This is a genomic window from Nocardia aurantiaca, from assembly GCF_009708175.1.
Classification (GTDB): domain Bacteria; phylum Actinomycetota; class Actinomycetes; order Mycobacteriales; family Mycobacteriaceae; genus Nocardia; species Nocardia aurantiaca.
The window spans coordinates 24,959-41,268 of the sequence record NZ_WMBB01000004.1 but is presented as its reverse complement, the minus strand read 5'-3'; the positions used below and the strand labels follow the sequence as shown (position 1 = coordinate 41,268).

Annotated in this window: 4 protein-coding genes; all 4 read right to left on the bottom strand. The window is 70.7% G+C overall.

Features of this window, described 5'->3' with window-relative positions:
* Positions 1-65 precede the first annotated feature (65 nt).
* Positions 66-854: an ABC transporter permease gene (locus GLP40_RS08915; RefSeq protein WP_407671570.1), complete on the bottom strand. Its 789-nt coding sequence runs from the start codon at positions 852-854 to the stop codon at positions 66-68.
* 32 nt (positions 855-886) lie between these two features.
* Positions 887-1,720 carry an ABC-2 transporter permease gene (locus GLP40_RS08910; protein WP_154787411.1) on the bottom strand — a complete coding sequence of 278 codons (834 nt, stop codon included), beginning with the start codon at positions 1,718-1,720 and terminating at the stop codon, positions 887-889.
* Entirely contained in the window at positions 1,717-2,757 is a 1,041-nt protein-coding gene (locus GLP40_RS08905) for an ATP-binding cassette domain-containing protein (protein ID WP_328289990.1), read from the bottom strand. Before GLP40_RS08905 ends, GLP40_RS08910 begins: the two co-directional genes overlap by 4 nt.
* A gap of 65 nt (positions 2,758-2,822) precedes the next feature.
* The gene (locus tag GLP40_RS08900) at positions 2,823-16,304 is read right to left on the bottom strand and encodes a non-ribosomal peptide synthetase (protein WP_154787410.1); all 13,482 of its coding nucleotides are present in this window, start codon (positions 16,302-16,304) and stop codon (positions 2,823-2,825) included.
* Positions 16,305-16,310: the final 6 nt, after the last annotated feature.

The window sequence follows — 16,310 nt, the reverse complement described above, 5'->3', positions numbered from 1 at the left end:
TGCGCGCGGTGGCGGGAGGTCGGTCCTCCCGCGCGCCGACATTCACGGAAAGGGGGATTGATCTCTCAGCGGCGGCTGGCCCGGCGGTACCCCCAGGCGGCGGGGACCGCGAACACGATGATCAGGCCGACCAACCAGGCGAGGGTCTGTACCAGCGGGCTCGCCACCGGTCCGCCGTTGGCCAGCGCACGCATGGTGTCGACGGCCACCGACATGGGCTGATTCCGCACCACCGGCTGAATCCACGTGGGGTAGGCCCCAATTGGCACGAATCCGGTGCTGAAGAACATGAGCAGCGATGACAGCAGTGCGACGGCCTCGACCAGCGTGGATTTGGCGGTGAACACGGCGATGGCGGTGACCATGGTCGCGAATGCCAGTCCGAAAAGCACCGGAATCCACAGGAAGGCGAACGTTTGCAGCGGTCCCTGCCGGAAGCGGAAGCCGAGGGCCATGCCGAACAGGATGATGACGACCGTCCCCGCGAAGATGCGGCAGCCCTCGGCGAGGATGCGCGCCGCGAGCCCCGAGGCGCGGTGCACCGGCAGCACCCAGAAGCGGGACAGGATGCCCGCCTCCCTTTCCCGCCCGAGCATGACGCCGCTGGCCACGGTCCCCGACAGTGCGCCGACCAGTGTCACCATGGGCGCGGATCCGTAGAGCGCGCTGGTGCCGGAGAACTTCTGGATCTGCGAGCCCACCACGATGTCGAGCATGAGCAGCAGCAGGCACGGCACGATCAGGGTTTCGAGGAGCGTGACGGGGTCGCGCACCCAGCGCAGCAGCAGCCGCTGGGTCTGAATCCAGGTGTGCCGCAGCAGCGCCGGGGCCGAGCTTTCGCGATAGTCGAGCATGTCGGCGATGTCGGGGCGATCGAGGGTGGCCATCACGACCTCTTCAGGTTCTGCCGGGCGATGGAGAAGCAGGACAACGCCATGCTGCCCGCGATCCACAGCAGCGATGGCATCACGAGCGACCAGGTCACCGGGTGGACCTTGCCGAAGGTGTCGCCGCCGAGCGCGCGCAGCACCTCCGCGAACTGGGAGACGGGCTGATTGCGCACGAAGGGCTGCACCCAGCGCGGGAATTGGTGGGCGGGGGCGAGGCCGGTGGAGAGCATGCCGAGGATGAGGGGCGGCAGCACCAGCATCTGGGTGGTGGCCTCGGGGCTGCGCGTGAAGGTGCCGATGGCGTCGGCGCCGAGGCAGAACGAGATGCCGATGAGCAGGCCCAAGGCCAGGAATCCGAGGGTGTGCGCGGTACCGTCGACGAAGCGGAACCCGATCACATGGGTGCTGACCACGGCCGCGACGAGCCCGATGAGCAGCCGGAACACATTGGAGGACATGCGCGCCGCGGCGGGCACCAGCGGATGCATGGGCATGGCGTCGAAGCGCCGGTCGAGTCCGGAGACGGCGTCGGTGGCGGCGCGGAAGGCGGCCGAGACGGCCGTGAACGCGGACGCCTGCAGGATGACGATGGGCGCCATGAACTGCCCGTAGCTGCTGAATCCGAGTCCGGCGAAGGACATCACGCGGTTGAGCGGGATGTAGAAGCTGGCGGCGAAGGTGATGGGCGCCAGGATGGCGGTGATGATCTCGCCGGTCCTGACCGAGGGCACGATGAGCCGCACCGTGAGCACCCACCACTGTGTGAGGGTGGCGGGGGCGGCGCGGACGTTGGTGAGCCAGCCGGTGGGCGCGGCGTCGACCGTGGTCATGGCCGGGTCCGATCCTCGGAGCCCAAGCGCCCGTTGGTGGTTCGGAAGCGGACCGACGGTGAATCGTCTTCGCCCTCTTCGGATTTGGCGATGTGCCCGGTGAGTCCGAGGAAGACGTCGTCGAGGGAGGGCCGCCGCAGCGCGATGTCGACCAGTTCCATACCGGCGGCGTCGAGTCGCCGCAGCGCCTCGGCGAGGGTCTTGGCCCCCTCCGGCGCGGGGATGGCCAGCCGGTCCGAATCCCCGGTCAGCGCTTCGCGATTAGCGGCGGGCAGCAGGTCGCCGAGGGCGCGGGCGATGGCGGGCAGGTCCTCCAAGCGCAGCGGCACGATCTCGCAGTAGCTGCCGCCGGTGCGGGCCTTGAGTTCGTCGGCGGTGCCGTCGGCGATGACAAGGCCGTGGTCGATGACGATGATGCGGTCGCAGAGCGCGTCGGCCTCTTCCAGGTACTGCGTGGTGAGCAGCGTGGTGATGCCGTGCTTGCGGAAGCCGCCGACCAGGTCCCAGACGCCCTGGCGGCTGCGGGGATCCAGGCCGGTGGTGGGTTCGTCGAGGAAGACCACCTCGGGTCGGACCACGAGTCCGCAGGCGATGTCGATGCGCCGCCGCATGCCACCGGAGTAGGTGCCGACGCGGCGTCCGGCGGCCTGTACCAGGTCGAATTCCTGGACGAGTTCGTCGGCGCGGGCGCGGGCGGCGCGTTTGCGCAGGCCCATGAGGCGCCCGAACATGACGAGGTTCTCGTACCCGGACAGGGCGTCGTCGAGGGCGGCGAACTGCCCGGTCAACATGATCGATCGGCGGACCGCGGCGGCATCGGTGACGACGTCGTGCCCGGCGACCAGGGCACGCCCGGCGTTGGGGGCGATGAGGGTGGACAGGATGTTGACCATGGTGGTCTTACCCGCGCCATTGGGGCCGAGGATGCCGAGCACCTCGCCGGGCGCGGCCTTGAAGGTGATGCCGCGCAGCGCACGGACCGCGCCGAAGGATTTCTCGACGCCCTCGACGACGACGCCGTCGACGCCGGTGCTCACGAAGCTCGGGGGTGCGATCGTGCTGGTTTCCACGCTTGTTGTATCGGGTTTGCCAGTGTCGGTGTTCACGGCTTCCCTCCCAGATGTGCGTCGAGAATGCGGGCGATGGCCGCGAGCGCGTGCGGTGCGGTCAGTTCTTCGTGGCTGACGTCGATGTCGTGATTGGTGATGGTCCCGGTGATGTAGGGCCGCCAGCCCTCCGGTCCGAAGATCTCGGAGGTGTGCACGGTGGCGCTGAAGTAGAGCGCGTCGCCGTGGAATACGGGCCGTTGGTAGCCGGTGCGGGTGTCGGCGGAGGCGTTGTAGGAGGCGGCCATGCGTTCGAGGGTCTGCGCGTCGACCAGGTCGACGCCGCCCATGCGGTCGCGGATCATGGCTGCGGCCTGCTCGGCGCTGGTGTCGGCGGGGATGTCGGTGATGCCGAAGACCGAGCCGAAGGTGGCGACGAAGGAGCCGGCGGTGAGCTTGTCGATGCTGTCACCGTCGATATCGGTGCTGTCCGCGTCGAGCAGGGCCAGGGTGCCAACCTCGTCTCCGGTTGCCTCGAGCTGGGCGGCGACGGCGTGTGCGATCAGGCCGCCGAAGGACCATCCGAGCAGATGATAAGGCCCGCGCGGTTGCAGTCGGCGAATTTCGGCCACATACCGCTCGGCGAAGTCGGCGATGCTGCGGGCGTGCGGTCCCCCGGAGAGGTCCGGTGCTTGCAGACCGTAGATGGGACGGCCGGCGCTCAGCGTGTCGGCCAGGCCCAGGTAGGTCCAGGCGATGCCGGAGGACGGGTGGATGCAGAACAGCGCGGGCTCATCGCCGCCGGGCCGGATGGGCAGGACCACGTCCAGGCCGAGGCCGGGAGAGGAATCGCTGTGGGCGGCAGCGAGTTCGGCGGCGGCCTGCTGCTCCCGCAGCTCCGTCAGGTACCGGCGTTCCGCGGCGGCGGCGGACTCCGCCGCCGGCGAGGTGGCGAAATACGCTGCGGCGGAGAGCGCGTCGGTCCATAGATGGGCCAGCATGGTGATCTCGTGCCGGGGCAGCAGGGTTTCGGGGAAGGTGAAGCGGGCTTGGAGCCGATCTCCGACCACGACCGCGTTGATCTCGATCTCCGCTGTGACGGGCACGTCCGCGTGCTCGGTGGCGTGCAGGTCGCCGAAGTCGTCGGTGGGCAGCCAGCCGAGGTCCTCGAGCCCGGCCGGAATATCGGCGGTGGCGTAGCGGCCGAGGTAGTTGAAGCCGATGCGGCCGGGTACCCGCTCGGGCAGCGCCGTGGCGGTCTCGGTGTTGAGGTAGCGCAGCATGCCGTAGCCGATGCCCTTGTCCGGCACGGACATCAGCTGGTGTTTGACCGCGCGGATGGCCGCGCCCATGGCCGGTCCGCCCGCCAGGGCGTCGCGAATCGGGATGTCCGACAGGGCGAGTCGCACCGGGTAGATGGTGGTGAACCAGCCGATGGTGCGGGAGAGATCGGCTCCGGGAATGATCTCCTGCTGCCGTCCGTGTCCTTCGAGCCGGATCAGTACCGCCTCGCTGGGTTCCATCCGCCAGCGCATGACGGCGAGGGCGAGGGCGGCCAGCAGGGTGTCCTCGACGGTGCCGTCGAAGAGCGCGGGCAGGGTGGTGAGCAGGGCGGTGGTGATGTCCGTGTCCAGCTCGATGTCGACGGAGCGAATCGCCGGGACCCGGTCGACGGCCGGATCGAGTTCGCGCGGCCCGATCACCGGGTCCGGGGTGGCGGCCACCTCGCGCCAGTAATCCAGTTCGGCCGTGCGGGTTTCGCGGTGTGCCGCCTCCTCCAGCGCGTGCGCCCAGCGGCGCAGTGAGGTGCCGGTCTCGGGCAGGATCGGTGTCGCGTCGCCGCTGACCTGTGCCCAGGCGGCGATCAGGTCGGGGATCAGGATGCGCCAGGACACGCCGTCGATGACCAGGTGGTGGGCCACCAGGATGAGGCGGCCGCGGCGGTCGGCCGGGCTGCCCGGGGCCGGATCCAGCCAGACCAGTTGCAGCACGGTCCCGGTGGCCGGGTCGAGGCGGCCGAGCGCGGAATCCAATTCGGTGACGGCGTATTCGCGCAGTTCGACGGCATCGGCGGTGTCGAATTCGATGCGGTGCAGCAGTGTGTCGACATCGACCGCGCCGGGCTCGCGGATGCTCATTCGCCACGCGTCGTCCTCGCGGGCGAGCTGGGCGCGCAGGGCGTCGTGGTGGTTCACGACCGCGGTGACGGTCGCGACGAGTCGCGCGCGGTCGATGCCCTGCGGCAGCTCCAGCACGGCGGTCTGCGCGAATCTCCGGTGATCGCCGCCGCGTTCGAGCATCCAGTGCACGATCGGGGTGAGCGGCAGCTCGCCGATACCGCCGCCGGGCAGTTCCTCCAGGACGATGGTCTCGCCCGCCGCCGCGGCGAGCGCCGCGAGCGCGGCGACGGTGCGATGCTCGAAGATCTGCAACGGGGTGAGTTCGATGCCGCGCAGTCGTGCGCGCGATACCAGCTGGATGGCGAGAATGCTGTCGCCGCCGAGGGCGAAGAACGAGTCGTGCACGCCGACCCGGTCGCGGCCCAGCAGTTCGGCGACGATCTCGGCGAGTACTGTTTCCAGATCGGTGCTGGGCGCGCGGTATTCGGTTTCGGCCTCGAAGACCGGTGGGGGCAGGGCCTTGCGGTCCAGCTTGCCGACGGCGTTGAGCGGAATGGCGTCGAGCACCATGAACGCGGACGGCACCATATAGCCGGGCAGCCGGTCGGCGGCGTGGGCGCGGACGGCGGCGAGATCGACTTCGTGGCCCGGCTCGGGCAGCAGGTAGGCGACCAGGGCGGTGGCCCCGCCGGGGCCGGGAACACCGAGGGTGACGGCGAATTCGACGCCCTCGGCGGCGGACAGCGCGGCGTCGATCTCGCCGAGTTCGATCCGTTGGCCGCGCACCTTGACCTGGAAGTCGGTGCGGCCCAGGTATTCCAGGCGCGGTTCGTCGAGGTAGCCGGTCCAGCGCACCAGATCACCGGTGCGGTAGAGCCGTTCGCCGGGCCGCCCGTACGGGTTGGCGATGAAGCGTGTAGCGGTGAGACCGGGGCGGGCATGGTAGCCGCGCGCCAGGGCCGGTCCGGCCAGGTATAGCTCCCCGGCCACGCCCATCGGCACCGGTCGCAGCCGGTCGTCGAGGACGAGGGTGCCCGCGCCCCGGATCGGGGCGCCGATGGTGACCGGTTGTCCCGCCACCAGCGGTTCGGAAGCTGTTGCCCAGATGGTGAATTCGGTGGGTCCGTAGAGATTGATCAGTGTGCGGCCGGACGCCCAGCGGGCCACCAGGTCCGGCCCGATGGCCTCGCCGGCCACGGCCAGGACCCGAACACTGGACATGGCCTCCGGATGGAGGGTGGCCAGCGCCGAGGGAGTGATCACCAGGTGTGTGACACCCTGCGCCGCGATGAGATCCGACAGCGCCTCGCCGCCGAAGACATCCGGCGGGGCCACCACGGCGGTGCCGCCGGACCCGAAGGCCATGAGCGCCTCGAAGGCCGAGGCGTCGAAACTCGGTGAGGCGACCTGGAGTACCCGGCAGTGTTCGCCGAGGGACAGCAGTTCGCGCTGCGCCTGGACGAGGTCGGCGATGCCGCGATGTGACACCGAGACGCCCTTGGGCGTGCCGGTGGACCCGGAGGTGTAGATGAGCCATGCGGGCTGATCAGGGTGCGTGGTCATGGCGCGAACGCGGCCCCGCCCGGGCGTGATCCGCACGCTGGAGGCGGCGGGATCGTCGAGGACCAGCCACCCGATGGTGTCGGGCAGCGGCGCCCGGTGCGCGCTGGTGGTGAGCCCGAGGACCGCGCGCGAGTCGGTCAGCATGTGGTCGATGCGGTCCAGCGGGTGGCGTGGGTCGATGGGCAGGAAGGCGGCCCCGGCCTTGGCGCAGGCCCAGATGGCGGTGATCAGTTCGATGCCGCGGGAAAGCGCCAGTGCCACAATCGTTTCCGGTCCGGCCCCGGCCGCCGCAAGTTGCATGGCGAGCCGCTGTGACGCGGTGTCCAGCTCGCGGTAGGACACCGCGCGTCCGTCGGCGATGACGGCCGGGCACATGCGGTGTGCGGTCGCGGCGGCGCGGAATACCTGGGCGAGCGTGGTGATCCGGCCGTGCCGGGGGCCGCGCAGCGGCACCAGCGCGGTGCGTTCGGCCTCGTCGAGCAGATCGATATCCGACAACCGAACTTCGGGATCGGCGGCGACGGCAATCAGAATCCGCTGCCACCGGGTCGCTATCCGGGCGGCGGTCGCCTTGTCGAACAGGTCGGTGGCGAAGGTCAGGGTGCCGTCCAGCCCGGCGGCGTCGGCGCCGGGCAGGGGTGCGCGCAGGTCGAAGGTCAGGTCGAACTGCGAGGCGCCCCGCTCGATGGGCTCGACACTCACCCGCAGTCCGGGGAATTCGACGGTCGGCAGCTGGAAGTTCTGCAGGGACAGCGATACCTGGAACAGCGGATGCTGCGCCGTCGACCGTGGCGGGTCCAGTACCTGCACCAGCCGCTCGAACGGCACGTCGGCATGCGCGAAGGCATCCAGATCGGTCGCCCGCACCTGTGCCAGGAACTCCTTGAAACCCTGGGCGGGATCCACCGGTGTCCGCAGGGCGAGCGTGTTGACGAACATTCCCACCAGATCGTCGAGCGCCGCCTCGCCGCGCCCGGCCACCGCGGTCCCGATCAGGATGTCGGGCGTGCCCGACAGCCGCGACAGCAGTGCCGCCAGCGCGGCGTGCAGCACCATGAACAGGCTGGTGTCGGTCGCCGTCGCCAATTCCGTGAGCGCACCGTGCAATCCGGCATCCAGCCGGAATTCCAGGTCCGCGCTGCGCAGGCTCTGCACCGCCGGCCGCGGTCGATCGGTGGGCAGCTCCAGCACGTCCGGCGTTGCCGCCAGCTGCTGCTGCCAGTACCGGATCTGCTGCGCCGCCCGCGATTGCGTGTCCTTCTCCTCGCCCAGCAGCTCCCGCTGCCAGATCGAATAGTCGGCGTACTGCACGCGCAGTGGCGGCCGCTCGGCCTCCGCGCCGCTACTGCGCGCGAGATACGCGGTGACCAGATCGGTGGCGAGCGGCGCCATGGAGGCCCCGTCCGCACTGATGTGGTGTACGACCAGCACCACGACATGCACGGGGGAGGCCGTGGCGCGGTTTCGCGGGGTCGAGTCGGCGTCCTCGCAGTCGGAATCAGCTGTGGCGCGGGAGAACTCGGCCAGCGGAACGGTGCCGGAAGCCGCGACGGGGCGGCCGGATGGCTCGCTGGGCGGAGCGGCCGTCTCCGCGGCCGGGCGCTCGGACACAACCTCGGATCCGCGTCGTGCCGGTTCGTCCGTCGCGGAGCGCGTGTCGACGGCTTCGCTAGGCCACGACGGCTCGGCTGCCGCGACTCCCGCTACCGCCCGGGTTCGGCCGGCATGCTCGGTCAGGCGGAGTACACGGACCCGCAATGGGGCCTCGCGGGTGAGATCGAAGCCCGCCCCGGTGCTTTCGGCAATGGCGGCGCGCAGGGCCGGGCCGTCGTCGGTCTCGGCGAAGCTGATCTCCGGCGCGGCCGCTTCGGCGTTGAGCACCACTTGGCGGGGGCCGTCGGCGTCCGCGGGGTAAATGGTGCGCAGCGATTCGTGCCGCGCCACCACATCGCCGACCGCCGAGCGCAGGGCCTCCACATTCAGCTCACCGGTCAGGCGCAGGGCCACGGTGATGTTGTAGGCGGCCGAGTCCGGGTCCAGGCGGTTGAGGACCCACATGCGCTGCTGGGCCGGGGACAGGGGAATTCGGTCCGGTCGGATGCGCGGGCCCAGTGTCGGCAGGCCCGGAATCTCGGTACCCGGGACGATGCGGGAGCAGAGTTGCGCGACGGTGGGCGCGTCGAAGAGGTCGCGCAGGGCGATGGTCGCGCCCAGTGCGGCGTTCACCCGGGCCACCACACGAGTCGCGGTGAGGGAGTTGCCGCCGAGCTCGAAGAAGGACCGGTCGATGCTCACCCGCTCGGTGTCGAGAACATCGGCGAAGACCTGGGCCACGGCGGTCTCGACGGGGGTGCGAGGGGCCAGGTAGCGCTGGTCGAGCGTCGCGAAATCCGGTGCGGGCAGGGCGTTCCGGTCGAGTTTGCCGACGGGGGTGAGCGGGACGTCATCGAGTTCGATGAGGTAGCTGGGCACCATGTAGCCGGGCAGCGCGGCCGCGATGCGGGTGCGCAGCAGTTCGGTGTCGAGGCGGTGACCCGGTGCGGCGACCACATAGGAGACCAGCACCGTCTGCCCGCCGGGTCCCGGGCAGCCGAGAGTGGCGGCGTAGTCGACCTGCTCGTCGGCGGACAGCACCGCGTCGATCTCACCGAGTTCGATGCGCAATCCGCGAATCTTGACCTGGAAATCGCTGCGGCCCAGGTATTCCAGCTCGAGCTGCGCGCCATCGGGGGTCTCGACCTCCACCCATCGCACCATGTCGCCGGTGCGGTACATGCGGGCGCCGGGCGCGGTGTACGGGTTGGCGACGAAACGCGCGGCGGTGAGCCCGAATCGGTTGAAATAGCCGCGCGCCAGCGCTGGTCCGGCCAGATACAGTTCCCCGGTCACTCCGAGGGGTACGGGGCGCAACCAACTGTCGAGCACCAGGGCGGCCGCGCCGCGAATGGGCGCGCCGATGGTGATGGGCTCTCCGGGCAGCAGCTCACCCGGCCCGGTGGCCCACACGCTGAATTCGGTGGGGCCGTACAGGTTCACCATGCGCCGCCCGGCGGACCAGGAGGCCACCAGCTCGGGCCCGGCGGCTTCACCGGCCACCGACAGGCAGCTGAGGTCGTCGAGTCCCTCCGGGTTCATGGTGGCCAGCACCGACGGCGTGATGACCGCGTGCGTGACCCCTTCGGTGCGCAGCAGTTCTTCGAGCGCGTTGCCGCCGTAAACATCCGGCGGCGAGAGGACCAGCCGTCCGCCCGCGCCGTGCGCCATGAGCAGCTCGTGCACCGAGGCGTCGAAGCTCGGCGAGGCCACCTGCAGGGTGCTGGAGGTCTCGTCCAGATCGAGCAGAGTCTGCTGGGAGGCCACGAGATTGGCCAGGCCGCGATGGCTGAGCAGCACCGCCTTGGGCTTGCCGGTGGAGCCGGAGGTGTAGATGAGGTAGGCGGTCTGGGCGAGGTTGATGGGCCCGCCGCGTTCGGCGTCGGTGATATGCGCGTCGGACACCGTCATGACCCGGCGAATGGTGTTGAGGTCATCGAGCAGCAGCCAGTCGATGGTGCCGGGCAGGGTATCGCCGACCGCGCACACCGTCACGCCGATGGGTGCGCGGGAGTCGGTGAGGATGTGCTCGATGCGCTCGACCGGATAGTTGGGGTCCAGCGGCAGGAAGGCCGCGCCGGTTTTGGCCAGCGCCCACACCGCCACCACCGATTCCACCGATCGGGTCAGCGCCAGCACCACGAAGGTCTCGCGACCGACCCCGCGCCGCAACAGAATTCGCGCGAAGCGGTTGGACCAGGCGTCGAGGTCGCGATAGGTCATGCCGAGCGTGCCGGAGCTGACCGCGATGCCGTCCGGATTGGTCCGTGCGCCCGCGGCCAGAATGTCGGGCAGCGTGCGCAGGGGTGTGGGCGTGCCGCCGCGGACCGGCACCAGTTGCGCGCGTTCGGTCTGATCGCAGTGCTGCACCTGGGCCGTGCGGCGCTCGGGGTGGTCGGCGATCTGGTTCAGCAGCAGCACGAACCGTTCCAGCAGCCGCCGCGCCGCCGTCTCGGGCAGCTCGTCGGTCAGGAATTTCACGGTGATCAGCAGGCTTTCGCTGCCGTCGGCGGCGCGCTGCGGAATCACCATCAGGTTCAACGGATACGGGGTGGCATCGGTGCCGGACACGTCGAGGATCCGCATGCCCGCGATATCCAGTGCGCGCGAAAGGGTTTCGCGGTCGATCGGATACGACTCGAAGACGGTGAGGGTGTCGAACAGCTCGGGCAGCCCGACCGCCTGGTGGATGACGGCCAGCCCGATGTGCTGATGGTCCAGCAGCCGCGCCTGCTCGGCCTGCACCCGTGCCAGCAGATCGCCCACGCGCTCCGCGGGATCCAGCCGCACCCGCACCGGCAGCGTGTTGATGAACAGGCCCACCATCTCCTCGACTCCGGCCAGCTGCGGTGGCCGCCCGGAGACGGTGCCGCCGAACACCACATCGGTGCGGCCGGTGAGCATGGCCAGCAGCAGTGCCCATGCGGCCTGCACCGCCGTGTTCACCGTGGCCCCGGCGGTACGCACGGTGTCGGTCAAGCGTTCCAGTCGCGCGGTGGTGAATTCGACCGAGACCATGCCGGATTCGGTCGAGGTGATGCCCGCGAGGCTGGGCACCGCGCGGGTGGGCGAATCGACACCGGCCAGCGCCTCGGTCCAAGCGGCCAGCGACGCGGCGTCGTCCTGCCGGCCGAGCCAGGACAGGAATTCGCGATACGAGTGGGCGTGGGTCCGCGGAATCTCGTGTCCGGTGACCGCGGCCAGGTATCCGGCGAGCAGTTCGCGCACCACCAGCGGTGTGGACCAACCGTCCAGGGCCAGATGGTGATTGGTCATCAGCAGCGTGTACGCCTCGGGCTCGGTGCGGATGAGGCACAAGCGCAGCAGCGGCGGCCGGGTGAGGTCGAAGCGGGTGCCCGCGTCCACCGCGATGAGGCGGTCCAGTTCCCGCTGCCGTTCGGACGGTTCCGTGATCGTGGTGAGATCGACTTCCTGCCAAGGGATTTCGGTATGGCCGAGCACCAGCTGGCGGGGACCGTCGGCGGTCTCGACGTAGGCGACCCGCAGCACCTCGTGCCGGGCCGTCAGGGCGGTCGCGGCGGTCCGCAGCCGCGCGGCGTCGACCCGCCCGGCCAGCGTCAGCCGGGTCTGGACGGTGTATCCGTCGGCGGTGTCGGTGTCGTAGCGGGCGTGGAAGAGCAGGCCGTACTGCAATGGCGACAACGGCCAGACCTCGGTGAGGTCCGGGTATTCGCGTTCCCACGCGTCGATCTGCGCCTGGTCCACGGTGACCAGCGGGAAGTCCGAGGGCGTGTGTCCACCGGACCCGGCGTGTCGGGCATGGGTCACCAGCGCGGTGACCGCCCGTCCCCACAGCTGCGCGAATTCGCGCACCTGCCCCGGCGTGAGCAGCCGCGACGCGTACGCCCACGTGACCTCGATACCGGCGGCGGTGTGGAAGGCATTGATGTCGACGACGGCCGCCAGCGGCGCCCGATCGTCCTGGGTGGCGGCGAATCGAACCGGCACCCACGGGGTTTCCGCGCCGCCCGGGTGTTCGACGCCGGTGCCGGTGCGGCCGAGATAGTTGAAGCTGATCTGCGGTGTCGGCATGCCGTCGAACTCGGCCGCGGTCCCGGCGTCGAGGTAGCGCAGCATGCCGAAGCCCACGCCCTTGTCGGGGATGGCCCGCAGCTGCTCCTTCACCGCTTTCAGCGCCGCGCCCGCCGCGGGGCCGCCCCGGAAGGCCTCGTCGAGATCGAGGTCGCCGAGGTCGAGCGCGACGGGGAACACACTGGTGAACCAGCCGATGGTGCGGGAGATGTCCGCGCCCGGCAGCACCGCGTCCTCGCGCCCGTGGCCCTCCACCGTGAGCAGCGTCCGGCGGGTGCGCCGCCAGCGGCTCGAGGCCAGGGCCAGCGCGGTCAGCAGGGCGTCGTCGAGACCGCAGTGGAAGCGCGCCGGAATGAGTTCCAGTGCGGCCGTGGCGGTGTCGGCGTCGACGACGGTGCGCAGCTGACCCATGGTGGCCACGGTGTCGAGTTCAGGGTTCAAGGCCCGGGTGCCCAGGCGCGGGTCCGGTGTGGTGAGGATCGTGCGCCACTGCGGGATCTCGGCCGCGCGGGCCGGGGTCTGTTCGAGCTGTCCGTGGGCCCAGCGGCGGAAAGACGTGCCGACCGGCGCGAGCGTGCCGCCCGCCCACGCGGTGGCCAGGTCCGGCAGCAGAATCCGCCAGGACACGCCATCGGTCACCAGATGGTGCAGCACCACCCACAGCAGCGGCAGCGCGTCCTCGCGGTCGATGAAGACGAAGCGGGCCACGATACCGGCCGCGGGATCCAGCAGATCGGCGGCGCGCTGCAATTCGTCCTCGCCGTCGCTGTCCGATGCGGCGGTCACGGTCTCGATCAGGGCCCCGGCCTCCACCGCGCCCGGCGCGCCGACTCGCCACTCCCACGGGCGCGTGCCGTTCGCGGGCTGATGGGTGAGGGTGCTGCGCAGCAGGTCGTGCCGGTCGACCAGGGCCTGCACCGCCGCGGTGAGCCGGGAGCGGTCGATATCGCGGGGCAGCGGAATCAGTACGGCCTGCGCGAATCGGGGCCAGTTGTCACTCTGTTCGAGCATGGCGTGCACGATCGGGGTGAGCGGCACCGGGCCCACCGGGCCACCGGGCAGCTCCTCGATCATCGGCGCGGTCACCTCGGTGGCGACGGCGGCTAGCGCGGCGACGGTCTTGTGTTCGAACACATCCCGGGCGCGCAGTCCGAGTCCGGCCGCCTTGGCCCGCGCCACCAGCTGGATGGCCACGATGCTGTCGCCGCCGAGGGCGAAGAAATTATCGTCCGCCGCAATCGATTCCACGCCCAGCACCGTTGCGAAGATCGCCGCGAGCGCGCGTTCCTTGTCGGTGGCGGGCGCTCGACCGGCGCGTGGCCCGGCACCGAAGTCGGGGCGCGGCAGCGCGCGGCGATCCACCTTGCCGGCCGGGGTGAGCGGCAGCATTTGCAGCACCATCACCACCGACGGCACCATGTGCGCCGGAAGCTGCTCGGCCACGGTCGCTTTCACGTCTTCCGGCGCGACCACCGATTCGGCAGCCACAACGTAGGACACCAGGGCGGTCGCCCCGCCCGGCGTGGTCGCGCCCACCGTGACCGCCATCTCGACGCCCGGATGCCGCGCCACCGCGGCATCCACCTCGCCGAGTTCGATGCGGAAGCCGCGCACCTTCACCTGGGTGTCGCCGCGGCCCAGATACTCCAGCTCCCAGCGTCCGGTGCGCCGCCGCCAGCGGACCAGGTCGCCGGTGCGGTACATGCGCGCGCCGGGATCGAACGGGCTGGCCACGAAGCGTTCGGCGGTCAGGCCGATGCGTTGGTGGTATCCGCGCGCCAAACCCGGTCCGCTCAAATACAGTTCGCCGATCACGCCGGGCGGCACGGGGCGCAGCCATGGATCCAGCACGATCGCCGCCACGCCTCGCGACGGCGCGCCGATGGTGATGGGATCACCCGGGGCGAGCGGGGCGCTCAGGGTGGCGGTGACGGTGGCCTCGGTCGGGCCGTAGCCATTGATGACGCATCGCCCGGCCCAGCGGACCGGCAGCTCGGGCGGGCAGGAGTCGCCGCCCACCACCACGGTGCGCAGCCGTGGCAGCGTGTCCGGTTCCAGCGAACCCGCAACGGCCGGAGTCACATTCAGGTGCGTGACCTCCAATTTCCGTAGCACCCGCGCCAGTTCGTCGCCCGCGTAGGCGGCCGGGGGCACCACGGCCACCGTCGCGCCGACCGCGAAGGCGACCAGCAACTCCTCCACCGAGATGTCGAAGCTCGGCGAGACGGCGTGCGCCACCACGGCATCCGAGCCGACGCCGAACGCCGCGCCCGAACCGGTGACGAGGTTGGTCAGGCCGCGATGGGTGACCGCGACACCCTTGGGGAGGCCGGTCGAGCCGGAGGTGTAGATGAGGTAGGCGACCTGGTCCAGGTGCAGGGGCGCGCGCCGGTCGGAGTCGGTGAGCGGGCCGGGATCGTGTGCGGCGATGGCCTTCTCGGCGGCCGGGTCGTCGAGCGCCAACCACTCCACCCGGTCCGGCAGCGCCGCGCGGGAACCCGACACCGTCACACCGGCGACCACGCCGCTGTCACTGAGCATGTGCTCGATACGGTCGATCGGATAGCCGGGATCGACGGGGACGAAGGCCGCGCCGGTCTGCGCCACCGCCCACATGGCCAGCACCGATTCCGCTGAGCGGGGAATCGAGATCGCCACGGCGCGTTCGGGTCCGGCGCCCATGGCGATCAGCAACCGGGCCAGTCGATTTGCGTAGTCGGTGAGGTCCCGGTAGGTGTAGGCGGTCCCGTCGACGCGCAGGGCGACGGCCGAGGGGGCGCGGCCGGCGCCGGAGGTGAGGATCTCGGGCAGCGTGTGTGGCCGGGAGCCGTCGCGTCCCAGCGCGGGCGCCAGCGCGGTGCGTTCCTCTTCGGAGAGCGCGGTCGCCGTCGCGAGGGGCTGGTCGACGCCCCCGGCCAGGAAGCGGTGCAGAAAGTCCAGGAACCGCGCGTGCAGCACCGCGAGCTCGGGCTCGTCGTACCGGTTCGGATTGGCCTGGAAGTCGATGTGGGTGCGTTCCCCGCCGCCGCCCGGATAGACGTTCACGAACAGGTCGTCGATGAGTCCCGAGGTCAGCACGTGCAGCTGTCCGGTCACCCCGCCCAGGCGGATCCGGGTGTCGGCGAGCATGAGGTTGACCGTCGGGCCGAAGCCCCCCACCTCGTCCATGGACCAGCCGAGGTCGCGGATGATGTCCTCCTGCCGGTATCGCTGGCGGCGCAGCGCCGCGGTCAGCTCACCCTGGGTGGCGCGGACGAGATCGCCGACGGTGGCGGTGGGGGAGGGGCGCAGGCGCAGCGGCACCACATTGGCGACCATGCCGCCGGAGCGGCGCAGGGTGGCGGTGGTGCGGCCGGACACCGGCAGGCTCAGCACGATCTCGCCCGCGCCGGTCATGGCGCCGACAAAGGCGGCGAAGGCCGCCACCACGACGGGGGCCGGACTGGTGGACAGGACAGCGGTGAGCGAATCCAGCAGGGCCGCGGTCGATTCCGGTAGCGCGCCGCTGAGCAGGCGCGGATGGGCGTCCACCGCACCGGTGCGCTTGCCCAGCTGCGCCGGTTCGGGCAGGCCCGCCAGATGTTCGCGCCAGTACTCGCGGTCGGCCTGGAGCTTGTCCGAGTTCCGGTATGCCGCATCGGCTTCCACGATGCGCTGCAGCGGTTCGGCCTTGCCGGGCGGGATCTCGCGCCCGGCGGCGGCGTCGTTGTAGATCTCCGAGGTGCGCTGCAGCATGGTGAGCGCGCCGACGCCGTCGAGCAGGATGTGGTGGAAGCGCGAATACCAGTACCAGCGGTCCTCGCCCACGTGCAGCATGGCCATGATGCACAGGCGGTCGCGGGTGAGGTCCAGGGGTGCGGTGTACTCGGCGCGCATCCAGGCCTGCGCGGCTGCCTCCGGGTCGGGCGCGCCGGTCAGGTCGACGGTCTCGATCCGGTCGTCGAGGGTGGTATCGACGAGTTGCCAGGGCAGCTCGTCGACCTCGATCAGGCGCAGGTAGCCGGTGCCGAACTCGCGCCCGGCGCGGCGAGCCGCGTCGGCGAGCAGTGCCACGTCGATGGGCCCGGTCAGCTCCACGTACTGGGCGATCGAGACGGGTGTGTCACCCGCCAGCTGCTGGGCGAACCAGATGCCGCGCTGCGCCGCGGAGAGGGCGAAGGCCGCGGACGTATCAGGGGCGGATGCGGACAGGGTGCTGCTGGAGGCCATTCTACT